Raw genomic sequence first — 24,106 nt, forward strand, 5'->3', positions numbered from 1 at the left:
CGCTGCGGGAAGATGAAATCGGCGCCTCCACGCGTCCGCCGGCGCCCCCTCGAGGACGACTACTTAGCGACAGCAATGTCCTTCGAGGCAGCTTCTCCCCAGCTTCCCATCAGGACTGAATTAGGTCCCTTGCCAGCAATGAAGGGCTTTGATAACGATTTTTTAACCATGGCAACGGCGCCAGGGCGGCTGGAGGCGCTCGGCTTCCCGAGAGGACGCTTAGATGGCTGAAGTCACCGTCGGGCCGGCCCTTCGCTTCGCATCCGCACACGCGCTGCCGCGCGAAACCGTACTCGCCGCGCTCACCGCAACCGGCACCTCGGTTCCGGGCTGGGCCCGCCGCTCCCGCGATGCGCGCGGGCGCGCCCTCGAGGCGGCGGCCAAGCGTGCGCTCGACGTCGTCGGCGCGCTGTCGATCCTCCTGCTGCTGTCGCCGCTGCTGATCGTCGCGGCGCTCGCGGTGAAGGCGACGAGCCCCGGCCCGGTGTTCTTCCGGCAGCCCCGCCACGGCCGCGACGGGCATGTCTTCTCGATCTTCAAGTTCCGCACGATGACCGGCGCGCCGCGCGACGCCGCCGCCATCGGCGACCCGCGCGACCATCACGCCCGGATGACCCCCATCGGCGACGTGCTGCGCCGCTACTGCATCGACGAGCTGCCGCAGCTCCTCAACGTGCTCGCGGGGGACATGTCCCTCGTCGGGCCGCGCGCGCATCCGGTAGGGCTGCATGTGCTCGGCGTGCCCTACGAGACCGTGGTGCCGACCTATCACCGCCGCCACGCGGTGCGGCCGGGCATGACCGGCCTCGCCCAGGTGGTCGGCTATTGCGGCATCGTGGATTCCGTCGAGCATGCCCGCCTGAGGGTCGCCAACGACATCCTCTACATCGGCGTGCGCGGCCTGCGCTTCGACCTCGCCCTCATCGCCTACACCGCCTGGCGCTTCCTGATGCGCGGCGGGCGCGGACGCCTGCCGTTCCCGCTCGGCTGGTTCCTGCCGGAAGGCGTGGTCGCGGCCCGCATGGCGGGCTGAAACGGCCCGCGACGGGCCGGCGGACGATCGGGCAAGGCGCGGATAACGGCGCCGGCCGGGGATGGGACGGGATCGCGCGCTCCGGCGCCGGCCCCGAGGAGGGGGCCCCGTGCCGCGAAGAGGTTTGCGTGATGAATGGCGTTTCCCCCGACATCGTTCTGGTGGCCGGCTCCGCCGGGTTTCTCGGCTCGCATCTCTGCGATCTGCTGCTGGCCGAGGGGCACAGGGTCATCGGGCTCGACAGCTTCTGCACCGGGCGCCCGGAGAACATGCGCACGCTGGCGCGCGATCCGCGCTTCTCCTTCATCGAGGCCGACATCGTCGACCCGCTGCCGACCGCGCTGACGCGGCACGCCGGCCAGATCCGGCGGGTGTTCAACCTCGCATGCCCGGCCTCGCCGCCGCATTACCAGACGAACCCCGAGCACACGCTGCTGACCTGCGTCACCGGCACGCTGCACCTGCTGCGGCTCGCCGAGCGCGCCCGCGCCCGCTTCCTCCAGGCCTCGACCTCGGAGATCTATGGGGATCCAGAGGTGCATCCGCAGCGCGAAGACTACTGGGGCCACGTCAACCCGACCGGGCCAAGGGCTTGCTACGACGAGGGAAAACGGGCCGCCGAGACGCTCTGCTTCGACTTCGCACGGTCTGGACGGGTATCTGTGCGTGTGGCACGTATCTTCAACACCTACGGTCCGCGCATGAGGGCCGATGACGGGCGCGTCGTGTCCAACATGATCTGCCAGGCCCTCTCCGGCGAGCCGATGACCGTCTACGGCAGCGGCTCGCAGACACGCTCCTTCTGCTACGTCGCCGACCTCGTGGACGGACTGGCGCGGCTGATGAAGCTGGAGGACGACGATGCCGGGCCGGTCAATCTCGGCTGCCCCGGCGAGATGAGCATGGTCGGCCTCGCGGAGCTGGTGAAGGCGCTCACCGGCTCGGCGTCCCCGGTGGTGCTGAGGCCGCTGCCGGTGGACGATCCGCGCCGGCGCTGCCCAGATATCGGGCGGGCCACGGAGCTGCTCGGCTGGACCCCCGACACCGTGCTGGAGGCGGGCCTGCGGGACACGATCGACTGGTTCTCCGCCGAGATCGGCGCGGGAGCCGCCCACAACAGGCCGGCGGACGAGCGCGCCGCGGCCGAGTGATCTTGGGCCGAGTGATCTTGGGCCGAGAAAGCTTGCTCAGGTGATCTTGGCCGCGAGACCTTGGCCAAATGACCTTGGCCAGGCGATCTTGGCCGAGCGACGTTCCCGCGAGAGGGCCGCGATCGGTGGCCGTCCTGCGGGCGGGGAGGGGTCATCCAGCCGGCAAGGCTCCGCGAGCGGGCCGTCCGGCACACCGTTCAATCGAACATCAAGGGGGCATGACCCGTGAAAGTGCTCATTCTCGCAGGCGGCCGCGGCACCCGCGCCTATCCCTATACCGACTATCTGCCCAAGCCGATGATGCCCATCGGCGGCAAGCCGATCATCATGAGGGTGATGCAGATCTTCGCCAACCAGGGCGTAACGGACTTCGTGCTGTCGCTCGGCTACCGCAAGGAGATCATCCTCGACTACTTCGCCGGCCGCAACATGGGCTGGAACGTCGAGCTCGTCGACACCGGCGACGAGTCGGATACCGGCGACCGCGTGCGCCTGTGCAAGGACCGGCTCGGCGACGAGTTCTTCGTCACCTATTCGGACGGGCTCTGCGACGTGAACCTCGCCAAGCTGTGCGACTTCCATCGCGGCCATGACGGGCTCGTCAGCATCACCAACGTGCCGCTGCGCTCGCAATACGGCACCATCGAGAGCGACCGCGAGGGCCGGGTGCGCGCCTTCCGCGAGAAGCCGGTGCTGCCCGAGCACCGCATCAACGCCGGATTCTGCGTGATGAACAAGGGCGTGTTCGACCTCTGGGAAGGCCACAGCCTGGAGCGCGACGTCTTCCCGAACCTGCTCGCGCACAAGACGCTCTACTCCTACGACCATGACGGGTTCTTCAAGTCGATGGACACCTTCAAGGACCAGCAGGAACTGGAGGCGATGTTCGAGGCCCGCGAGTTCGACTGGATCGAGGGCCCCGCCGCCCCCGCCGCGAAGCTCGCCGTGGCGGAGCCCGCCTGATGGGCGACAACGCTTTCTGGTCCGGCAAGCGCGTCCTCGTCACGGGCTCGTCCGGCTTCCTCGGCTCCTGGACCGTGCAGACCCTGCGCGAGGCCGGCGCCACCGTGGTCGGCTACGTGCGCGACCACAACGCCTACGGCAACTCCCTCGGGCGGGACGAGGCGGCGCCGAACTTCGTCGTCCACGGCAAGCTCGAGGACCTCGACACGCTGCGGCGCGCCGTCAACGAATACGAGGTGGACACGGTCATCCACCTCGCGGCCCAGCCCATCGTCGGCGTGGCGCTGCGCGATCCGGTCGGCACCTTCGAGGCCAATATCCGCGGCACCTGGAACCTGCTCGAAGCCTGCCGGCTCTACGGCAAGGTCGAGCGGGTGCTGGTCGCCTCCTCGGACAAGAGCTACGGCCATTCGGACGTGCTGCCCTATACCGAGGACATGCCGCTCATCGGGCGCGCGCCCTACGACGTCTCGAAGAGCTGCACGGACCTCCTCGCCCGCTGCTATTTCGAGACCTACGACCTGCCGGTCTGCGTGACGCGGGCGGGCAATTTCTACGGCGGCGGCGATCTCAACTTCAACCGCATCGTGCCCGGCACCGTGCGCTGGGCGCTGCGCGGGGAACGTCCGGTGCTGCGCTCGGACGGCACCATGGTGCGCGACTACATCTATGTCCGCGACGTGGTCTCGGGCTACCTCGCCATCGGCGAGGCGATGGGCCGCCCCGGCATCGCGGGGGAGGCGTTCAACCTCTCCAACGAGACGCCGCTCAGCGTCATCGCCTTCACCAAGGAGATCCTGCGCGCCTGCGGCCGCGAGGATCTCGAGCCGATCATCCTCGGCGAGGCGAAGTCCGAGATCGACGCGCAGCACCTCTCCGCCGAGAAGGTGCGCCGCGTGCTCGGCTGGCAACCGCACTACACCACCCAGGCGGCCCTCTCGGAGACCGTCGGCTGGTATCGCGACTACGTGGCCCGCCTCGGCGAGACCCGATGAACAAGCTCAGCCCGGAGGCGTGGCTGGCGCTGCCGCAAGGAAGCGCCACGCCGCCGGAGGGCCGCCCGGCCGACCGGGCGGCCGGCGATCCCTGGCACAGCCTGCTCTTCGTGGTGTTCAAGTGGCTGCCGCAGATGGCGGCCATCGTCGCCATCGGGATCGTGCTGGGCTTAGGGTACCTGATCCTGGTGCGCGGCGAGATCTTCCAGGCGAACGCCAAGCTCTACGTGCGCGTCGGCGTCGACCAGACGCCCTCGCCGGTGCTGGGCTCGGACCGCAACGTCACCTATCTCGCCCAGACCCGCGGCGCCGTGCAGTCCGAGATGGACCTGCTGCGCAACGAGGTGCTGGTGCAGCGCCTGATCCAGGAGCTCGACCTCACCGCCCCGGAGGTCCGGCCCGAGCCGAAGAGCCTGTTCGGCCGTCTCAAGCGCACCGCCTCGGGCATCTACAAGTCCGTGAAGGACGTGCTCGACGGGGTGCTGATCGCCGTCGGCCTGAAGACGCCGGTCTCGCCGGAAGCCGCCATCAGCCAGGGCTTCGCCGGCGCGCTCATCCTCGACAACGCCGTCAATTCCGACGTCATCTCGGTGAGCCTGCGCTGGCCCGATCAGGCCCAGGCCGTGGTGCTGCTCGACCGTTTCCTGAAGATCTACACGAATTTCCGCTCGGCGGTGTTCCAGGGCGGCGAGGAGATCGAGTTCCTCGACACCAAGCGCGACACCGCCAAGGCCGCCGTCGAGGCGGTGGAGGCGGACATGGCGGCGTTCGAGCGCGAGCACGACATCCGCAACGCCGCCGCGCGCGCCCCGCTCCTGGAGGCCGATCTCGTGGAGGCGCAGCGCGCGCAGGAGCGCGCCGCCCTCGAACTGAACCTCGCCCGCCGCCGGCTGGAGCGCCTCGGGAAGGGCCTGGACGCCGCCGCCGAGAAGGGCGCCCCGATCCAGCGCGAGCCCATCGGGCTCGGCAGCTTCCCGGCGAACTCGCCCGCTCTCGGCATGGCCGCCTCCATCGTGACGCTGCTCGGCGAGCGCGAGCGGCTGCTCGTGAACAACTCGGCCGGCGCGCCCGAGGTGAAGGAGGTCGAGGCCCGGCTCGCCGCCCTGATGGTGGTGCTGCGCCAGCAGCTCGAGGCGGAGGTGCAGGATTTCGTGCGCGGCGAGACCGTCGCCCGCGAGCGCGTCGAGAAGCTCGGCGGCGCGCTGCGCGAGCTCCAGGCCTCCTCCAACGGCTGGAAGACCCTGGAGCGCCGCCGCGACCTCGCCGAGTCCCGCTACCGGGACACCGAGAAGCGCTTGGGGGAAGCGCGCGACATCAGCGCGCTACGCAACGCCCGCCTCTCCAACGTCGTGGTGGTCCAGCCGGCCGCCGTCGAGGGCGTGCCCATCGGCCTGCGCAAGATGCCGCTGCTCGGCATCATCGCCTTCTGCTCCGCCGTGCTCGCCGCCGGCTGGGCGCTCGGCCGCGAGGTCTTCGACACGCGCCTTCATCGCGGCGAGACGGCCGCCGCCGATCTCGGCCTGCCCCTCGCCGGCGAGATCCCCGAGCGGCGCTTGCTCCTGCGCGAATGGGTGCGCGGCGACGGGCGGCGGGGCCGCGAGGCCCGGCTCGCCCTCGACCGGCTCGTGGTCACGGTGGACGAGCGGCTGAAGGCCGACCGCCGGGGCGTGCTGGCGGTGGCCGGCGCCGAGCCGGGGGAGGGCGCCTCGACGCTCGCCCTGGCGCTGGCGCTCGGCATCGCCGCGCGGCGGCGCCAGAAGGTGCTGCTGGTTTCAGGCTCCGCCGATCCCGCCTTCCTGGACCGCGTGCGCGGCAGCGGCCTGCCCGCCATGCCCCTGCCGACGCCGGAGGGGCTGCCGGCCGGGCTGACCCTGGCGGCGGTGGGCGAGTATCTCGTCTGCGGAGCCTGGGCGGACGCGGCCTCCGCCGCCGCCTTCCTGCGCGAGGGCGTCGGGCCGGGGGCGCGGCTGCGCGCCGAGGCACCGCTCGTGGTGGTGGACCTGCCGCCCCTGTCGGGGGACGCGGAAGCGCCCTTCGCGGGGGGACAGGCCGATGCGGCCCTGCTCGTCGCGGCGGCCGGGCGGCACCGTGCCGCGATCCACCGCGAGGCCCTCGACGCCCTGCACCGCCACGGCGCCGAGCTCGTCGGCCTCGTCCTCAACCGCACCCGCAGGATCGTGCCGCGCTGGCTGGAGCCGGGGCGGTGAACGCCGCCGCGCGGCCCCAAACCGCCGCAGGCCCGTCCTTCGCGGCGGATGCGGCCCTCGCGGCGGGTGGGCGCCTTCCGCAAGGGGGGCTCACCGAGAGCGGCACGGCGAGCGGCCGGCTCGCCGTCACGCCCTGGCGGGGGCGGCTGCGCGGAATCGCGGGATCGGGCGTCGCCTCCACGGGGGCGATGCTGTTCGCCCTCAAGCTCGCCGGCTGCGGGCTCGGGCTCGGGATGCATCTGGCGCTCGCGCGGCTGCTCGGCGTCTCCGCCTACGGCACCTTCGCCACCGCCTTCAACGCGGCCAATCTCGTGGCGATCTTCGCCGCCTGCGGCATGCCGCTGACGGCCTCCCGCTTCCTGCCGCGCTATCTCAGCCTCGGCGAGCGCGACCTGGCGAAGGGCTATCTCGACGCCGCCGCCGTCGCCACCCTCGCCGGAGGGCTGGCCGGCGGCGCGATCCTGCTGGCGTCCGCGCTTCTGGCGCGCGCCGAGCAGCCGGAGCTCGCGCTGGCGCTCGCCGCCGCGAGCCCGCTCGTCCTGCTGCTCTCGCTGGCGCAGACCGCCACCGCGCTGCTTCAGGCCCTGCACCGGCCGCTCGCGGCGGAGTTCCCGATCCTGATCCTGCGGCCGCTTCTGGTGGCGGGCGCCTGCGCGCTCCTGGCGCTTCCGGCCTTGCGCCTGCTCGATGCCGCCATGGCCCTCCTCGTGCTGGCGCTCGGCAGCGCCCTGGCGCTCTGGCCCACCGGGCGGGCGCTGCGGAGAGCCCTGGCGCCCCTCGATCTGCCGGCGCGGGGCCGGCACCCGTTGCGCGACTGGCTGGCGCCGGGCGCGCTGCTGCTGCTGCTGGTCGGCGGGGCGGCGCTGAACGAGCGCCTCGACGTGATGATCGTCTCGGCCTTCGTCGATCCAGGGGAAGCGGGCGTCTACAGCGTCGCCGCCCGCTTCGGCGCCCTGATCTCCCTCGGCACCGCCGCCGCGACGGTGCGCGCCATGCCGATGATCGCCGAGAGCCTGGCGCAGGGCGACCGGGGGGCGGCCGCGCGAACCGCCGCCCAGTGCACGCGCACGGCCCTGGCGCTCGCGGCGATCGGCGGCGTCCCGCTCTTCCTCGGCGCGGGGCCGCTGCTCTCGCTGTTCGGCCCCGGTTTCGAGTCCGGCGCGACCGCTCTGCGCCTGCTGGTGGCCGGGCACGCGGCGCTCGCCTTCGGCGGGGCGGCCTCGACCGCGCTGATCGCCTCGGGCAACGAGCGCCGCATCGCCGTGGTGACGGGCGCCGGCATCCTCGCCAATGTGCTGCTCAATCTGCTGCTGGTGCCGCGCTTCGGCATGGACGGCGCGGCCATGGCGACGCTCGCGACCCTGGCGCTCACCGGCCTCGGCCTCGTGCTGACGGCGCGGCGGGTGCTCGGCATCGGCGTCCTCTCGGGGCGCGACCTGCGGATATGAGGAAGCGGCGCCTCCTCGCGCTCGTCGGCGCCGGCGCCCTCGCGGCGCTGGGTCTCGCCGTGCTGGTGACGGCCCAGCCCGTCCCCGCCGAGAGCCTCGCCAATCCCGGCTTCGAGGAGCCCGGCTCGCCGCCCCCCGGCTGGTCGCTGGAGGAGGCCGCCGCGGGCAAGGGCAGGATCGTCCTCGTGCCGGTGCCGGGCGCCACTGGCCATGCGCTGGCCCTGTCCCCGAACGCCTCGAACACCGGCGGCGACAAGCCCCTCGGCCTCGGCCAGCTCGTCTCCGCCGCGCAGTGGCGCGGGCGCAGGATCTCGATCCGGGCGAAGCTCGCGGGGGAGGGCGGCGCCACCGCGATCCTCGGCTTCGCCCTCATCGACGGCAAGGGCGCGCTGATCGGCGCGCCGCTGACGCTGCGCGGCGCCGAGCCGCCGCCGCTCGCCCTCCAGACCCTGCCCCTCGACGAGCCGGTGCCGGAATCCGCGCAAAGCGCGATCCTGTTCGTCACAGCGGAAGGGCGCTCGGGCACGGCCTATGCCGACGACATCGCCATCCTCGCCGCGCCCGAGGCTGCGGCGGCGGCCGCCCCCGGCACGCAGTTCCGCGCCACCGTCTCGCTAAAGCCGGACGAGGATCTCGGACCCGTCCGCCGCGCGCTGTTCGGCACCAATGTCGAGTGGATCCGCAACGCGCAAGGGTTGTGGAACCCGGCCACCGACTCCCTCGACACGCAGATGCTCGACCTCGCCAAGGCGGCGGGGGTGAGCGTCCTGCGCTTCCCCGGCGGGGGCTGGTCGGACGCCTATGACTGGCGCAACGGCATCGGCCCGCGCGCCGCGCGGCCGAAGGCGCCGCACGCGCCCGGCGAGCCGGAGCAGTCCCCGAACGTGCTCGGCACCGACGAGATCGTCGAGGCCGCCCGCCGCATCGGCGCCGACCTGCTGCTGACGCTCAACCTCGGCGACGGCACGCCCGAGCTCGCGGCGGGCTGGGCCGAGTATGTCCGAAAGGCCGTCGGCGAAGGCGGTCCGCGCGTCACCTGGGAGCTCGGCAACGAGCTCTACATGCAGAACGATATCTCCCACCGGCAGACCGATCCGAAGACCTATGTCGCACGGGCGCGGGCCACCATGGCGGCGGTGCGCAAGGTCGACCCGCAGGCGCGCTTCTACGCCATCGGGCTCGAGAATTACGGCCGCTACCGCTTCAACGCCCATCCGGGCTGGAACGACATCGTGCTCCGGGAGCTCGCCGCCGAGATCGACGGGCTCGCCATCCACGACGCCTACGCGCCGCTGCTGCCCGGCGCGGAAGCCGGATCGCCGGCCTCGGTCTACCGGGCGATGCTCGCCGCCCCCGCCAACATCGCCGCCAATCTCGCCACCACCACGCGCCAGCTCGAGAAGGCCGAGGGCGGGCGGAAGCTCGTCCTCGCCGTCACCGAATGGGGGCCGCTCTTCGCCGTCGATCCGAAGAACCCGTTCTTCGACCATGTGAAGACCCTGGGCTCCGGGGTCTTCGCGGCGCGCACCCTGAACGCCTTCCTGCGCGCCCCGCGCGTGGCGGAGGCCGAGTTCTTCAAGCTCAGCGACCTGCTCAACGCCGGCTGGATCGGCCGCAAGCCCGGCAGCGGCTACGCGGCGACCCCGGCGCTGGAGGCGCTGCGCCTCTACGCCAGGACCCTGTCCGGCCGGCTCGTCGGCACCCGCGTCGAGGGGCCGACCTTCTCCGGCGGCCCGGTGGGCTTCATCGACCGCGTCGAGGGGGCGCCCACCGTCGAGGCGGTGGCGGCGCTGCGCGCGGACGGCTCCCTCGCCGTCGTCCTGTCGAACGCGAGCCTCGATGCCCCCGCCGAGATCGACCTGACCCTCGACCGGGCGCGGGGCGGGGAGGCGGAGATCCTGTCCGGCCCCGCGCCGGACGCCACGCGCGGCACCGTCATGATCGAGGTGCCGGGCCTGAGCTTCGCCGAGCCGGCGCATTTCGGGGTGCCCCGCCCGCGCGGGACGGACGAGATCACCCTGAAGACCGAGACGCTCGCGCCCGGCACGCGTCTGCGGCTGGTGCTGCCGCCGGCCTCCGTTGCGGCCCTGCGCCTGGAGGCGGCGCCGTGAGCGCGCTCGTCGCACGGCAGACCCCGGCCCGGCTGCTGCCGGCCCTCGGCATCGCCGCGCTCGGCGCCGCCGCCGTGCCGCTGGCGGTGGCCGTCGGCGAGGTGAGCCCGAAGGTGCTGCTCGCGGGGCTCGTGGCGGCGGCGGGGCTGGCGGCGCTGGCGCTGGCCGGACATCTGAAGCACGCGCTGCTGTTCTGCTTCGTCGTGGCGCTGACCTACAACCGGCAGTTCTATTCCTTCGACTGGCTGCACGGCGACCTCGGCGGGCGCGGCCTGTACTGGTGCCCGTCCGACGTGTTCTTGCTCGGGCTGCTGATCCTGTGGCCGCTGGAGCGCGCCGTGGCGCGGGCGACGGGGCGCCCCCTCGCTCCTTCGCGAACGGGGCCGAGCACGGCCGTCTGGCTGTTGCCGCTGATCGCCGCGGCGATCCTCTCCTCCCTCATCGGCAGCGAGGAGCCGATCGGGAGCCTCACCGAGGTCTACCGCTACGGCAAGATCGCGGTGCTGCTCGTCTATCTCCGGCACAATCTCGACCGCCGGACCTCGCTGGTGGCGGTGGCGGCGCTCGGCGGGGTGATCCTGATGCAGGCGCCGATCTCGGTGCTCCAGGTTGCCTTCGCCTCGGGCCAGAACGGCCTCACGCAGATCTTCCAAACCAGCGAGCCGAGCGAGCTCGCCCGCCGCGCCGCCGGCACCCTCGGCCATCCGAACTTCCTGGCGCCCTATCTGCTGCTCATCGTGCCGCCCTTCGCCGCCCTCGGCCTCGGCCTGTGGCGGACCCGGCTCGGATATCTCTGCGCCCTGCTCGCGGGCGCGGGCGCGCTGACCATCGTGCTCAGCCAGTCGCGGGCGCCGATCGTGCTCGTGTCGCTCGCGGTCGTCGCCATCGTCGGGATCCTCACCCAGCGCCGGCTGATGCCCCCCTTGCGGGCGGTGGCGCTCACCGTCGCGGCGGCGACCCTGCTCGTGCTGGCGACGATCCCGCTGCTCGGCGTCATCGAGAAGCGGCTGGTGGGCGACCTCGGCGCCTCCGTCGATTTCCGCGCCGGCTACAACGAGGCCGCGATCCGGATGTGGGAGAAGAGCCCCGTCCTCGGGGTCGGCCCCAACAACTTCGCCGCAGAGATCCGGCACTTCGCCGCCGACCGCTACGTGCTGATGACCCTCGACGCGCTCTCCACCGACCAGGCCCGCGACAAGGTGCATCTGCGCAGCGTCGCCCCGGTCCACAACGTCTACCTGCTGATCGCGTCCGAGCAGGGCTTTCTCGGGCTCTGCGCCTTCCTGCTCTTCCTCGGCCGGGCCGTCCTCCTGTCCTGGCGGGCCTCGCGGCGGGCGCCGGCGGTCGAGGGCCTGTTCGCGACGGGGGTGCTCTGCGGGCTGCTGGCGGAGGCGGCGCAGCAGCAGCTCGACTATTCGATGATGTGGGACCCGCTGCTCTCGACGCTCGCCCTGCTCGTCGCCCTCTGCCAGAGCATCGCCGCTCAGCGCGAGGCCCGGCCATGACCGATCCCATGACCGGAGCGGCGACGGCGGCGGACGTCACGGTGGTGATCCCGACCTACAACCGCGCCCGCGACCTGCCGGCGACCCTCGCGGCCATCGCGGCGCAGGTTCCCCCGCCCAGAGCGGTGACGGTGGTCGACAACAGTTCCACCGACGACACGCAGGCCGTGGTCGAGGGGCTGGCCCCGTCCCTGGCGGAGAAGGGAATCGCGCTCGCCTATCGCCGCAAGGACCCGAACGGACCGGCCGCCGCGCGCAACCTCGGCTGGCGGGAGGCGGACACCGCCGCCATCGCCTTCGTCGACAGCGACGTGTCCCTGGAGCCCGGCTGGCTGTCCGCCTGCGGCGCGGCGCTCGCCGCCGATGCCGGACTCGGCGCAGTCGGCGGAAAGGTGGTCTACGCCCACCGCCCCGACCTGCTGAACTGCTTCGGCGGCGAGATCGGCCCCATCGGCCTCGCCTGGGACAGCCTGGAAGGCGAGCCGGTCGCGGCGGCGGCGCGGGCGCGGGACGTGCTCTGGGCCAATTGCTCGGCCCTGCTGGTCCGGCGCGACGCGCTCGCTGCGATCGGCGGCTTCGACGAGGCGTTCTTCTACGGCTACGAGGATTCCGATCTCGGCTGGCGCCTCACCCTCGCCGGCTGGCGGGTGCGGGTGATCCCGCAAGCGAGCGTCCTGCACCGGGTCGGGCGCGAGATCGGGAAGGCCGCCGACGCCATCCTGTTCCATTCGGGCAAGAACCGGCTGCGCTCCGTTCTGACCAACTGGGGGCCCCTACGGCTGACCCTCTACGGGCCGCCGGCCCTCGCCTACGGCATCGCCGACGCGCTGCTGCGCGGCCCGCGCCGTCCAAAGGGCCGGGCCCTGGTCTGGACGCTCACGCATCTGCCGCAGACCCTCGCGCGCCGCCGCGCGGTGCAGGCGACGCGCCGGGTCGGCGACGGCGCCGTCGCCGCGCTGATGGCCGGGCGCTTCTTCCCCAAGCGCCGCCTGCACGGCCTGCGCCGGCGCCCCGCCGATGCGGGGGCGCTGCCGGTGGCGGGCGCCGACGACCGGGTCTGAAGGCGCGCGGCCCCATCTTGACCGGGCCCGCCGGCGCAGTGCTGATATCCGGCATGACCGACCGTCTCGTCGACCGCCGCCTGTTCGGCCGCTCCGGGCTTCTCCTCGCCGCGCTCGGGCTCGCATCCGGCGCGAAGGCGGCCGAGACGGCGCGGCCGGCCCACCGCGTCGCCCTTCAGATCAGCGTCAACGATCCGGCGCTGATGAACCTCGCGCTCACCAACGTCACGAACATCGCCGAGCACTACGCGGGCACGGGGGAGAGCGTCGCCGTCGACCTCACCGCCTTCGGCCCCGGCTACGCGATGATGCGGGCCGACGTCTCGCCCGTGCGGGAGCGGATCGCGGCGCTCCAGGCGCGCTTCCCGTTCGTGACCTTCTCGGCCTGCCAGAACGCCCGGCGCGCCGTCGCCGCGAGCGAGGGGAAGACGGCCTCCGAGATCCCGCAGATCGCGCAGGCGCGGGACGTGCCCGCGGGCGTCGTCCATCTGAGCGAGTTGCAGGAAGCCGGCTGGTCCTATCTCAGGCCCTGACCGGCTCCCCGGAGGCGCTGCCGCCTCAGTAGAACGGACGGTAGTACGGCCGCGGCGGATAGTAGTAGCCGTAGGGGCGATAGACCGGCCGGGGGCGATAATAGCCGTACGGCCGGTAATAGGGCCGGCGCCAGTAGGGGCGCGGACCGTAGCCGTAGCCATAATACTGGACGGTGGTGACGTCGGCCCCGGCGGAGGAACCGGCGATCGCGGGCGAGGGCCCGAGACCGGCAGCCGTCGCGGCTTGCGGGCCGCCGGCGAGGGCGGCCCCGGCGAGGACCGATGCGAGGATGAGGCGCTTGAGCATGCTCGTCTCCTGTCGAACCGAATGCGTCCGGCGCAGGCCGGAACGGCATCGAGAGGTCAGGTTCGGACCGGAGCCCTGAACCCACGCTGAAGGCACGTCCGTGACGGCCGGATCATCCGCCCGCTCAGCGCCGCGTCTTGTCCGGCGCGGGGGCGGCGGGACGCGATGCCGGCGCAGGATCGGGAGGCGCCACCGCGCCGGCCAGCGTCCAGTGGCAGACGGCGGTGTCGCGCAGGCCCAGGCAGTCGTAGCTGTGCCCACCGAGAGCGACGTGGTCGGCAAGCGTCGCGACGCGCTCGCGCGGGACGAGGCCGCAGCCGAGATGGTCGGCATGCTCGTTCGCGAGGACGGCGAGGGCGGCGGCCTGATCGTCCTTGGCGTCGCGCAGGAGCCGGCGCAGGTTCGCCAGCGAGGGGCAGCCGATCACGGGGACCGCGAGGGGAGCGGGCGCGGCCTTCGGCGCCAGGGCGGCGGGCCGGCGCGGAGGCACCGTCTGCGCGACGGCGGCGCCGCACAGGAGCCAGACGAGGACCGGGGGGAGGGCTCCGCGCATGGGAGGGGCTCCTAGCACGGGCACCGTCGCGGCGTCACCGCGCCGGCGGCGTCCCGGTCTTGACCGCCTTGGCGTGACGCCGCCGCGCCCTGTCGCGGCGCAGGCGCGAGAGACGCTCGATCCAGAACAGCCCGTCGAGCTGGTCGATCTCGTGCTGGAGGCAGGCGGCGCGGAACCCCTCCGCCTCCTCCTCTCGCGATGCGCCGTCGAGGGTGGCGAAGCGGACGCGCACGGCGGCGGCGCGCTCCACCGTCTCGCGGATGCCCGGCATCGAGACGCTGCCCTCGATGCCGGAGACCCGCTCCGGCGACGCCCAGGCGATCTCTGGGTTCACGTAGACGCTCGCGGGCTGCCCCGGCTCCGGGCGCAGGACGACGATCCGCACCAGGGCGCCGATATGCGGCCCCGCGAGACCCGCCGCCTGCGCCGCGTCGAGGGTATCCGCGAGGTCGCGGGCGAGCTCGGAAAGCGCCCCGTCGAAGACGGATACGGGCATGCAGGGCCGGCTCAGGATGTCGCTCGGATAGTCTATCAGCGCCCGTATCGCCATGCGTCGATCGTTCATGCGGCCCGAAGAGGCATCGAGGACGTCTCCCCCGAATCCCACGAGGGCACAAGCCCCGATGTCGTCTTCCGGATCGCCGATCCGTCAGCCTCTCCGGCGATGCGAATACGAACGGGGCACCCGGAAAGTCCGAAAAAATCGCGGAACGATCGTGGATCGCATCGGTTGGCCTCTCAAGCTGACACAGGAGACAGTCATGAAGACCATCCTCGCAGGCGCCATTTTTGTCGCCTCCATCGCCAGCGTCGCTCCGCTTCCGGCCTCGGCACAGACCATCGGTATCGGCCCGGACGGCCCCACCGTCGACCTGCGCTCCAGGGGCCAGCGCGAGCGCGATTTCCGCCGCGAACAGATGCGCCGCGACCGCGACTACGACCGGCCGCTCTACCGTACCGAGCGCTACGACGACGATCGCGGGCGGATGTATCGCCGCAACCGCGACTACTGATCGATTCCCCGTTTCGGGACGCGGAGGGGCCGGTTCGCCGGCCCCTTTTCGCGTCGCATCATCACATTCTCGTGATGATGCGACGCGCGCAGCCGGCTCGAACCGTCGTGCCGGGAAGCGGGTGACATATCGGCCCTTGTGCAAACCCGGCAGCGGCAGTATGGGAGGCACGCAAGTTTTTCGGGAGAATCTGGCAATGACCCTTCGTGTTTCCAGTGGCTTCGCCGCCCTCGTCCTCGGTGTCGCGACGCTGACCGCCGCCCCCGTGGCCTACGCCAAGTCGTCCGGCGCGGCTGCCGTCAAGATGATCGACACCGACAACGACGGCACCGTCGACATGAAGGAAGTCGAGGCCATCGCCTCCGCCACCTTCGCGCGCCTCGAGAAGGACGCCGACGGCACCCTCGACGCCAAGGAGCTCAAGGGCCGCCTCAGCAAGGCCGGCGTCGCCGCCGCCGACCCGGACAAGGACGGCACGGTCGACAAGAAGGAATACCTCGCCGCCGTGGCCGAGCGCTTCAAGGCTGCCGATCCGGACGGCGACGGCACCCTCGACGCCAAGGAGCTGGGCAGCAAGGCCGGCAAGGCGCTGATCGCCCTCATCAAGTAAGGCGGCCCGCCGCCTCAGGCGGCGACCGTTCGCGAAGGCCGTTCCCGCCGAGGCGGGGGCGGCCTTTCTCGCGTCGGAGGAGGGCCTTTCGCGAGGTGCGCGCCCTCAATACTCCCATTCGGCGCCGACGCCGACGGCGGTGCGGCCGTCGCTTCCGGCCTCGCCCTGGATCTTCACCCGCCGGCCCAGGTCGTAATCGACGGTGGCAGCGGTGTCCGCCGGCTTGGCGCCGGCCTTCACCCCGACGCTGAGGCGGTCGCTGATATAGCGCGAGGCGCCCAGCGCCGGTCCGCCGCTCGTCCCGGTGGACACGTCGAGACTGTCGAGGCCGAGCCCCTTGCGCGCCTGCTCGAAGGCGTCCGGCCCGCCGCCGACACCGGAGAACTGCGCCACCCCTTGCGCGAGCTGGAGCGCCTGGAACGGCGACAGGCTCCCCGACGCCTTCTTGAACAGGAGCCGCGACAGCACCTCGTCCTGCGGCAGGTTCGGCTCGGAGCTGAGCGCGAAGACCGGCTGGCTCGCCGGCCCGGTGACGACGACGCGCGCTGTGACGTCGGCGGCCTTGGTGGTGGCCTCGAAATCGAGATCCGGCGTGGTCAGCTCGCCGCCGAAGGTGAGACGCCCGCGCGTGAAATCGAGCCTCTGGCCGACGACGCTGATGCGGCCCCGCCGCAGGTCGAAGGCGCCCACCGCCTTCGGATCGCGCGACGAGCCCGTCAGCCGCAGGCTGCCGCCGAGTTCGGCATCGATGCCGCGCCCGCGCACGAAGATGCGGTTGGGGGCGTCGACGGCGAGATCGAGGGTCGCATCGAAGGGGGTGGCGGCCTTGCTCCGGCGCTTGCCCGCCCCTCGCGCCTGCCGATCCTGCCTGGCCGCGAGCCGCGCGCGGATCTCGGGGGGCGTGTTGACCCGGCGGATGCCGGGCAGCGGCTGCACCGTCGCGGGCAGGCGGTCCGGCACCGAGACGTCGAGGGAGACCACCTCGACCCGGCCAGTCACGCGGGGCGTGCGCGCAAGCGGCCCGGAAAGCGCGAGGTCGAGGCTCGCCACCGCCGTCATCAGGGGGCTCGCCACCAGCTCGGCCCGGTTGCCGGAGAGGCGCAGAGTGCCGGGGAAGCCGGCCGCCGGATCGAGCGCGACGCGGCCCTCGCCCCGCAGGGTCCCGCCGTTGCGGGTGGCGGCGGTGAGGCGCTCCAGCACCAGGGTGTCGCCACGCCCGGTGACGCGGCCCTCGATCCCGGTGAGCCGGATGCCCTGGAGCGGATCGCTGAAGCTGCCGCCCGACAGGGTGGCGCTTCCCTCCGCGCGCGGGGCCAGGGGCGTGCCGGAGACGCCGCCGTCGAAGGCGACGCGGCCGGTGACGCGCTGCCCGCCGACGGACAGCAGCGTGTTGGCGATGGCCGCGTCGAGGGTGCCGCGCGCCTTCAGCGCGAGGGCGCCGCCGGCATCGAGCGGCGCCGAGCCGCCGATCGCCACATCGACCCCGCGCCCGGCGGTGACGCGACCCTCGATGCCGACGCGGCCGTCGTCGAGGGCGCCGCTCGCCCTGGCGTCGATGGGCGGCAGGCCGGCCTTGCGGGTCTCGGGCGTCACCAGCCGGGCCACGCTCAGGGCGTAGCGGCCCTGCGGCCGGGCGGCCGGACCTTTCAGGGTCGCCTCGCCGTCGAGGGTGCCGGAGAGCGCCAGCGTGGGGGAGGCGAGGCGGGCGATGGAAAGCGGCAGGGCCTTGATCGCGACGGTCAGGTCGAGGGAGGAACCGGCCCGCCCGGCGAGGCTGACCCGGCCGCCCCCGGCGGCGATGGTCAGGCCGTCGATGGAGACGCCGCCTTCCGACAGCGCGACCGTCGCCGGCCCGGCGAGCGAGAGGCGGTCTCCCCCCCGCGCGGCGGTGAAGCGCGACAGCTCGATCCGGGCCGGGGAGGCGGGAACGAGCCGGGCGGCGCCGTCGAGATCGAAGCCGCGCGCCTTCGCCTTCAGGGTCACGTCGCTCGCCTCTGCGCTCCCCGTGGCCGCGAGCCGGATGCTGTCGAGGCTCTCGCCGGCCGCCACGAGCCGGTCGGCGTCGAGATGCCCGTCGAGGAGCGGCAGGCCGAGAAGGTCGCGGGCGGCCAGGTCCGCGTCGAGCCGGGCGAGGCCGATGCCCCCCGCACGGACGGAGGCGGCCCGCGCGCGGAGCCGGGCATTCTGGCGGCCGCCCTCGGGAGAGAGCGTCACGGTCGCGTCGAGGCTGCCGGCAAGCGGCGTCAGGGCGAGGGCCGAGAGGTCGTCGAGATCCGCCGCCGAGACGGCGAGCGAGCCCTCCGCCAGATGGGTTGCCTCCGCGACCGCGGCCTTGCCGTCGAGGCGGGCCGAGCCGAGGGAGGCGGCGATTCGCTCGAGCGACCAGTCGCGCCCGCCGGGCCGCGACAGCCGGACATCGCCGGCGAGCGTCTTTCCGCCGATCTCGCCGGCAAGACGCGCGCTGCCGTCGAGGGCGCCCGTGAGGTCGCGGGCGGCGAGATCGAGGGCGAGGCCCCGCACCGGCCGGCCCAGGGCCTTCGCCTCGGGGGCGGACAGGCGAAGGGTCACGTCGGGACGGACCAGCGTTCCGGTGAGCCGTCCGTCGAGCCCGGCCCGGCCCGCGAGGCGGGAATCGAGGGCGGCGAGATCGGACAGGTCGAGGGCGAAGCGGGCATCGGCGAGCCGGGCCGTGGCCTGCCCGTCGAGCCGCGCGCTCAGGCGCTCGCCGTCGAGACGGGCGCCGTCGAAGGCATAGCCGTCATAGACCTGGGAGAGCCGCCCGACGAAGCGCGGGGAGGGCCCGAGCAGCCGGTTCGCGATCGGCTCCCCGAGGGAGAGGCCGCTGGCGCGGGCATCGACCGCCGCCGTCACGGCGCGCCGGGCCGGATCGCCGGAGAGGTCGGCGGTGGCGGTGACGCCGCCCGCGAGCCTGCGCCCGGCGAGCCCGGAGAAGGCGGCGAGGTCGCCGGCGCTCGCCTCCAGCCGGCCACTGAGCAGGTTCTGGCCGACCCTGCCCTTGTAGGCGGCCTGCGCGGTGGGCGCATCGAGCCGGAAGGTCTCGACGTCGAGCACCGCGTCGGCGCCGAGGGTCGCGCGGAAGCGCAGAGCGGCGGTCTCGCCGATGGCGGCGGCCAGCGCCTTGTCGGCGAGCCGAAGCCCGTCCATGCGCGCGTCGGCGCGCAGCAGGAAGCGGTCGGCATCGGCCGGCTCGGCGGCCAGGCTCGCCTCGATCCGGTCGAGGGCGCTGTCGCGGGTCCTGAGACCGGCCGCCTTCAGGGCGCCCTCGACGCGGGGGCGGGACAGCGCCCCCTTCAGGCTGCCGTCGAAGGCGAGGCTGGCGAGTTCCGCCTCCCCGGCCCGCGTGACGCCACCGTCCGAGGGCAGCGAGCGCGCGGTGACGGTCAGGTCGGCGAGCCGCGCCGCGTTCACCGCGCCCCGGATGTCGAGCCGGGCGGTGCGGGAGGCGAGTTCCAGCCTGTCGATGCGAAAGCCGCCGGCATCCGCGAATCCGAGCGCCCCGTCGAGCTTCGTCGTGCCGGAGAAGACCGCCGCCGCCGGGCCGGGCAGCAGCCCCTCGACGCGCGCGGCGAGGTCGAGGGTCAGGCGCCTTTCCGCGCCGACGCGTGAGATCCGGGCACCGCCCTTGGCGCCGATGCTCTCGCCGGCATCGAGGTCGAGCCGGGCGTTCCAGGCGTCGAGGGTGCCGGTGCCGTCGAGGTCGAGAGCGATCGGCGGCGTGCCGGGAAAGTTCAGCCCCTTCGAGAGGAGGCCGCCGGCGGGCTCGGCGAGCGTCACCTTCAGTTCCAGCCGCTCGCCCTTCGGCACGAAGAGCAGGCGGGCGGCGAAGGCCCCCTTCGCGTCGAGGCGGGTGACGGCGGCGTCGAGATCGAGCCCCTCGGAGGGAGCGCCGAGCTTCGCCCGCCCCTTCGCCGAGAGCCGCGCCGGCTGCCCGGCGACGGTCTCCCCGAGGGAGAGCTCGCCGAGGGAGAAGCCCTTGATCTCGACCTTCACCGGCAGGTCCGGCAGCAGCGTGCCGTCGGGTTCGGCGGCAGGGGGAGCCTGGGAGGGAAGCGGACGGCGCAGCACCTCGATGCGCCCGACCTCCAGGCTGTCGACCTCGAGCCGGCCCGACAGCAGCGCCAGACGGCGCCAGACGATGCGGGCCCTGTCGAGCTTCAGCCAGACGCCGTCGCGGTCGCTGATCGCCACGTCGCGGATGGTGGCGTCGGAGGAGAGGGCCCCGTCCACCGCGCCGATGGCGACGCGCGAGCTCGGCGTCGAGAGCGCCTTGGAGAGGAGGCCGCCGAGCACCGTCTTCTCGCCCTCGTCGGCGGCGCGGGTGAGGGTGGCGCCGGCCAGACCGGTGCCGACGAGCGCGCAGAGGCCGAGCACCGCGGCGAGCCCTCTCCCCCTTGCGGGAGAGGGTGGCCCCTGCGTCAGCAGGGGTCGGGAGAGGGGAGCGCGCTTTCCGGAAAGGTCGCGGTCCCCTCTCCCACCCGCTCTCGCGGGCACCCTCCCCCGCAGAGGGGGGAGGGGGAGAACGCGGCTGAACCAGGTCCCAAAAGACATCAGAAGGCCTGTCCCAGGCTGATGTAGAGGGCCACCGGACGCTCGTGGTTGCCCTTGATGTGGTCGAGCGGGAAGGCGACATCGACGCGGATCGGGCCGATGGCGGTGTAGTAGCGAAGCCCCAGGCCCACCGCCTTGCGGATACGCTCGTCGGCGTCCGGCAGCGAGCCGGCGAAGGCCGTGCCCGCGTCGAAGAACGGCACCAGGCCGATGGTGTCCGTGATCTTCACGCGCGCCTCCAGCGAGGCTTCGAGCAGGGAGCGGCCGCCGACCGGCAGGTTGAAGGGGCCGCGCGGCCCGAGGGTGCGATAGGGGAAGCCGCGCACCGAGCCGCCGCCACCCGCGAAGAAGCGGATATTGGCCGGGATGTCCTCCAGGCTCGCCCCCGAGATCGAGCCGAAGCCGAGGCGGCCGGCGAGCACGTAGCGGGCCTCGTCGTCGAGCGCGTAATAGGTCGAGCCCGTGGCCTTGGCGACGAAGATCGACGGATCCGAGCCGAGGAAGCCGGCATAGGGCGTGGCCGAGGCGGTCAGCCGCACGCCCTGCGTCGGGTCGAGCAGGCTGTCGGTGGAATCGTAGGACAGCGACACCGGCAGGCCGACGAGCCGGTAATCGACCTTGCCCAGCGCGTCCTGCGAGCGGCCCGCCTGCCCCTCGACCCCGACCTGTGCGAAGAACGTATCCGAGAAACGATGGCGGATGCCGACCGTGCCGCCGGCGGAATCGACCACGTAGGATTGCTGCGCCTCGCGCCCGGCGAAGACGTTGGCGACGAGATCGTTGCGGGTGCCCCACAAGGCCGGCTTCACGAAGGTCGCCGAGAGCCGGCCCCCGAACCCGTCCGACTTGATCCCGGCGAGCTTGCGCTGCTGCGCGTAGAGGTCGTTGCCGAGATAGGAGAGGTCGGCGTCGACGCGGAGCGTCTCAGCCCCGCCGAAGAGGTTGCGGTTGGCGTAGTAGGCGCGGACACCCGGCCCGTCGACGGTGGAGTAGCGGGCGGAGACGCCGATCAGGTTGCGCTCGCGCTCCGTCACCTCGACGAAGATCGGCAGGTTGCCGTTCGCATCGAGCGCCTCGCCCTCGCGGATGCGGATCGAGCCCAGCCCCTCCACCTTCGCCACCGCCCGGCGCATGTCGGTGATCGCCTTGGGCGAATATGGGTCGCCCGGCTCAGCGTAGATGAACGAGCGCACCACCGCCGGGTCGAGCGCCTCCGTGCCCCGGACGCTCACCTCGCCGATCCCGGCCAGCGGCCCCGGCTCGACGGTGAAGGTCACGTCCATGACGTGGGCGGCGTCGTCCACCACGGGATCGCGCGAGATCACCTTGGCGAAGGGGTGCCCGTGCGCGCGCAGGGCGTCGACGATGGCGGCCTCGCGGGCGAGCACGGTGGCCGAGCGCGCGGGCAGGTCGTCGTCCACGCGGGTGAGGCGAGGCGGCAGCACCTCCTCGTCGAACGGACGGCCACGGGCATCGCGGACGCCGATCCGGCGCAGGGTGTAGAGCGGGCCGGGATCCACCGCGATCCTGACCGGCACCAGAGCCCGGCCGCGCTCGCGCTCGGCCGCACGCACCGCCCCCGCGACGGAAGGCTCGCCCGAGACCGTGGCCTCGTCGATGCGCACCGTCACGCGGCCGGCATAGTAGCCGTAGCCGGACAGCGCGTCGGGAAGCCGGCGAATGTCGGCCTCCGCCCGGCGCACCAGCCCGTCGCCGTCGGGCGGGGGCTCGCGGCGCAGGCGGTACAGGGTCGAGCTGTCCTCAAGGATCCTCAACAGGCCGTCGTCGTCCGTGCCCTGGATCTTGACGGCATAGGGCAGGGCGGTCGCGCTCGGCTCCAGGGGAGCCTCCTCGCCGCCGAACAGCCCGAACAGGTCGAACGCCGCCGCCGGCCCCGGCATCGAAGCCGTCAGGACCGCCATCAGCGCGGCGCCCCCGGCCCGCGCGCCTTTCGTCATCGAAAACGCCACGCGTGAACGCTCTCCGTCTCAGTCGAGACGAAGGGGAATAGGACAAGATGGTGAAAAGAGCCGATGCGCGCGCGTCATGATCGATCCCCCGTCGAGACGCCGCTTCGGGCCGAGGGGCTCGGCGGCGCGGGCTCCCGCACGCCCTAGCCCCGGCACGGCTGACCGGCCAAGCCTAGCCTCCGGGACCGGGCAGGGCAAATCCGGCGGGCGTTGCACCTTTGCGACGACGGACGATCTGCACGTCGAATCAGTGGTCCGCACGGACACGCGGACCTTGTCTTCGCAGTGCGGAAGGATTAGGTGAGCGTCATCGCTTCGGTCCGTCTCGGGCCGCGCGTCTCCATGTCCTCGCCGTCGCGTTCCGCCCGGCCAGGCGCGTCGGAGAGGATGTCCGCTTCCGCTTCCGGCGCGATGCGGCTGACGAGCGGGGCCCGCTTGCTCCCCGCGACGAGGTTGGGAGACGATTACCGTTCCTTAGCCAGTCCAAGGCCTATCGTGGAGCCAGTCCCTTCGGGTGCGTTCTCGCCCCGAGGCAGTGACGGTTTTAGGCTCTTCGATCCCTCGCTCCAGCGAGCAGCCCGTCCGCTCCGGCGGCCGGACGATCAGCCCCGCGACCGCATCGGCGACGACGCGGCCCGACCCCACAGCGAACGACAGCTACGGCATGAGAAAGGCCAGATGAGCGCATTCGACTACAGGAATTTCGACGACCGCCGCCAGAACTCCGCCAACGCCAAGGCGGCCCTGCTGGCCAAGTTCAAGGCTCGCCCGCCGGCCGACGACCCGGAGATGATCGCCAAGGCGAAGGCTCGCCTGGAGGTCTCCCGCGCCCGCGAGGAGCGCATCCGCGAGCGTGAGGCCGCCCGCATCGCCGCCGAGAAGGCCGCGGCGGAGGAGAAGCGCGCCCGCGAGGAGGCCGAGCTCGCCGCGCAGATCGCCCGCGAGGAAGCGGAGGCCGCCGCCGCCCTCGAGCGGAAGAACGCCGAGCTGGTCGCCAAGAAGGCGGCCCGCGACGCCCGCTACGCCGCCCGCAAGGCCAAGGCCAAGCGCTAGATTTTCGGACGCCGCTCCTGAGAGCGGCTTTCCTCTCAAAAGACGATACGAAGGGCCGTCCGCTTGCCGGGCGGCCTTTCGCGTTTCCAGAGCATGTTCAGGAGACGCTGACTCCGGCCCTCCGCCCGGACATCCGATGAAACAAGACCGAGCGTCCACCAGACGAGCGACCGAGGACCGACCGCATGCCGCGCTTCGCCGCGAACCTGACGCTGCTCTTCACCGAGCTGCCTTTCCTCGACCGTTTCGCGGCGGCGGCGGAGGCGGGCTTCCGCGCCGTCGAGATGCTGTTTCCCTACGATCACCCGCCGGAGGCCGTCGCGCGGGCGCTGGAGCGGGCAGGGCTCGACCTCGCCCTGTTCAACGCGCCGCCGGGCGACTTCGCCGCCGGGGACAGGGGGCTCGCCGCCCTGCCGGGCCGGCGCGAGGAGGCCGAGCGGAGCATCGAGACGGCCCTCGCCTACGCGCTCGCCACCGGCGCGCGCCGCATCCACGTCATGGCCGGCATCGCCGACGGCGCTGATGCGAAGGCCGCCTATCGCGCGTTCCTGCGCCATGCCTGCCCGCGCCTCGCCGAGCACGGCATTGCCCTCATGATCGAGCCGATCAACCGGCGCAGCATGCCGGGCTATGTCCTGAACGACGGCGACGCCGCCGCGGATCTGGTGGCGGAGCTGCGCGGGGAGGGCTTTTCCAACCTCGCGCTCCAGTTCGACATCTTCCACATGCAGATCCTGCACGGGGACGTCACCGTCCGCTTGCGCCGGATGCTGCCGCTCGTCGGGCATGTCCAGGTCGCGGCGGTGCCGGACCGGGGAGAGCCCGGCAGCGGCGAGCTCGACGAGGCCCATCTCTTCCGGACCCTCGACGCCCTCGGCTACGGCGGATTCGTCGGGTGCGAGTACATCCCGAAAGCCGGGACCCGCGAGGGTCTCGGCTGGTTCGCGCCCTACCGGGCCGCCTGAGGACGGGCGGCCCGCGATCGGCCGACACGGCAAAGGACGACCGGCGGCCCGACCCTGCG

At 72.8% G+C, this 24,106-nt stretch carries 19 protein-coding genes; 14 read left to right on the forward strand and 5 right to left on the reverse strand.

Annotated features, from left to right (window positions below):
• Window positions 1–223 precede the first annotated feature (223 nt).
• The 10 genes from ACP56T_RS13830 (at window position 224) to ACP56T_RS13875 (ending at window position 13,007) form a co-directional block, all read left to right on the forward strand.
• Window positions 224–1,033, forward strand: a complete 810-nt coding sequence (locus tag ACP56T_RS13830; protein WP_430912706.1) for a sugar transferase — start codon at window positions 224–226, stop codon at window positions 1,031–1,033.
• A 131-nt stretch (window positions 1,034–1,164) separates the two neighbouring features.
• Complete coding sequence (locus tag ACP56T_RS13835; RefSeq protein ID WP_430912707.1) at window positions 1,165–2,184, forward strand: UDP-glucuronic acid decarboxylase family protein; 1,020 nt, start codon at window positions 1,165–1,167, stop codon at window positions 2,182–2,184.
• Between the two features lie 225 nt (window positions 2,185–2,409).
• The gene (locus ACP56T_RS13840) at window positions 2,410–3,147 is read left to right on the forward strand and encodes a nucleotidyltransferase family protein (RefSeq protein ID WP_430912708.1); all 738 of its coding nucleotides are present in this window, start codon (window positions 2,410–2,412) and stop codon (window positions 3,145–3,147) included.
• The gene (locus ACP56T_RS13845; RefSeq protein ID WP_430912709.1) at window positions 3,147–4,142 is read left to right on the forward strand and encodes a GDP-mannose 4,6-dehydratase; all 996 of its coding nucleotides are present in this window, start codon (window positions 3,147–3,149) and stop codon (window positions 4,140–4,142) included. Before ACP56T_RS13840 ends, ACP56T_RS13845 begins: the two co-directional genes overlap by 1 nt.
• Window positions 4,139–6,349: a GumC family protein gene (locus ACP56T_RS13850; RefSeq protein WP_430912710.1), complete on the forward strand. Its 2,211-nt coding sequence runs from the start codon at window positions 4,139–4,141 to the stop codon at window positions 6,347–6,349. The genes ACP56T_RS13845 and ACP56T_RS13850 overlap by 4 nt, the downstream gene beginning before the upstream one ends.
• A complete protein-coding gene (locus ACP56T_RS13855; protein WP_430912711.1) occupies window positions 6,346–7,797 on the forward strand; it encodes a lipopolysaccharide biosynthesis protein in 1,452 nt (483 codons plus the stop codon). The genes ACP56T_RS13850 and ACP56T_RS13855 overlap by 4 nt, the downstream gene beginning before the upstream one ends.
• Complete coding sequence (locus tag ACP56T_RS13860; protein WP_430912712.1) at window positions 7,794–9,908, forward strand: alpha-L-arabinofuranosidase; 2,115 nt, start codon at window positions 7,794–7,796, stop codon at window positions 9,906–9,908. Before ACP56T_RS13855 ends, ACP56T_RS13860 begins: the two co-directional genes overlap by 4 nt.
• Window positions 9,905–11,413, forward strand: a complete 1,509-nt coding sequence (locus ACP56T_RS13865) for an O-antigen ligase family protein (protein ID WP_430912713.1) — start codon at window positions 9,905–9,907, stop codon at window positions 11,411–11,413. Before ACP56T_RS13860 ends, ACP56T_RS13865 begins: the two co-directional genes overlap by 4 nt.
• Complete coding sequence (locus ACP56T_RS13870) at window positions 11,410–12,474, forward strand: glycosyltransferase family 2 protein (RefSeq protein ID WP_430912714.1); 1,065 nt, start codon at window positions 11,410–11,412, stop codon at window positions 12,472–12,474. The genes ACP56T_RS13865 and ACP56T_RS13870 overlap by 4 nt, the downstream gene beginning before the upstream one ends.
• A gap of 53 nt (window positions 12,475–12,527) precedes the next feature.
• Entirely contained in the window at window positions 12,528–13,007 is a 480-nt protein-coding gene (locus tag ACP56T_RS13875) for a DsrE family protein (RefSeq protein ID WP_430912715.1), read from the forward strand.
• A 25-nt stretch (window positions 13,008–13,032) separates the two neighbouring features.
• Here ACP56T_RS13875 and ACP56T_RS13880 read toward each other — a convergent pair whose 3' ends face one another.
• The 3 genes from ACP56T_RS13880 to ACP56T_RS13890 form a co-directional block, all read right to left on the reverse strand.
• Window positions 13,033–13,314: a hypothetical protein gene (locus ACP56T_RS13880; RefSeq protein ID WP_430912716.1), complete on the reverse strand. Its 282-nt coding sequence runs from the start codon at window positions 13,312–13,314 to the stop codon at window positions 13,033–13,035.
• A gap of 124 nt (window positions 13,315–13,438) precedes the next feature.
• The gene (locus ACP56T_RS13885; protein WP_430912717.1) at window positions 13,439–13,867 is read right to left on the reverse strand and encodes a hypothetical protein; all 429 of its coding nucleotides are present in this window, start codon (window positions 13,865–13,867) and stop codon (window positions 13,439–13,441) included.
• 34 nt (window positions 13,868–13,901) lie between these two features.
• Window positions 13,902–14,417: a peptide deformylase gene (locus tag ACP56T_RS13890; RefSeq protein ID WP_430912718.1), complete on the reverse strand. Its 516-nt coding sequence runs from the start codon at window positions 14,415–14,417 to the stop codon at window positions 13,902–13,904.
• Between the two features lie 211 nt (window positions 14,418–14,628).
• Here ACP56T_RS13890 and ACP56T_RS13895 point away from each other — a divergent pair, with 211 nt between their 5' ends.
• Together ACP56T_RS13895 and ACP56T_RS13900 are read left to right on the forward strand one after the other, a co-directional pair.
• Window positions 14,629–14,880: a hypothetical protein gene (locus ACP56T_RS13895; RefSeq protein WP_430912719.1), complete on the forward strand. Its 252-nt coding sequence runs from the start codon at window positions 14,629–14,631 to the stop codon at window positions 14,878–14,880.
• A 196-nt stretch (window positions 14,881–15,076) separates the two neighbouring features.
• Window positions 15,077–15,490 carry an EF-hand domain-containing protein gene (locus ACP56T_RS13900; protein ID WP_430912720.1) on the forward strand — a complete coding sequence of 138 codons (414 nt, stop codon included), beginning with the start codon at window positions 15,077–15,079 and terminating at the stop codon, window positions 15,488–15,490.
• Window positions 15,491–15,595: 105 nt separating this feature from the next.
• Here the strand turns inward: ACP56T_RS13900 and ACP56T_RS13905 are convergent, their stop codons facing one another.
• Together ACP56T_RS13905 and ACP56T_RS13910 are read right to left on the reverse strand one after the other, a co-directional pair.
• Entirely contained in the window at window positions 15,596–20,059 is a 4,464-nt protein-coding gene (locus ACP56T_RS13905; protein WP_430912721.1) for a translocation/assembly module TamB domain-containing protein, read from the reverse strand.
• A complete protein-coding gene (locus tag ACP56T_RS13910) occupies window positions 20,059–21,981 on the reverse strand; it encodes an autotransporter assembly complex protein TamA (RefSeq protein ID WP_430912732.1) in 1,923 nt (640 codons plus the stop codon). The genes ACP56T_RS13905 and ACP56T_RS13910 overlap by 1 nt, the downstream gene beginning before the upstream one ends.
• Window positions 21,982–22,707: 726 nt before the next feature.
• On the opposite strand from ACP56T_RS13910, the gene ACP56T_RS13915 reads away from it, so the two are divergent.
• Together ACP56T_RS13915 and otnI are read left to right on the forward strand one after the other, a co-directional pair.
• Entirely contained in the window at window positions 22,708–23,082 is a 375-nt protein-coding gene (locus tag ACP56T_RS13915; RefSeq protein ID WP_430912722.1) for a DUF6481 family protein, read from the forward strand.
• Between the two features lie 185 nt (window positions 23,083–23,267).
• On the forward strand, window positions 23,268–24,047 hold the full coding sequence (otnI, locus tag ACP56T_RS13920) for a 2-oxo-tetronate isomerase (RefSeq protein ID WP_430912723.1): 780 nt from the start codon (window positions 23,268–23,270) through the stop codon (window positions 24,045–24,047).
• Window positions 24,048–24,106: the final 59 nt, after the last annotated feature.

The organism is Methylobacterium endophyticum (assembly GCF_050591105.1).
Lineage (GTDB): Bacteria > Pseudomonadota > Alphaproteobacteria > Rhizobiales > Beijerinckiaceae > Methylobacterium.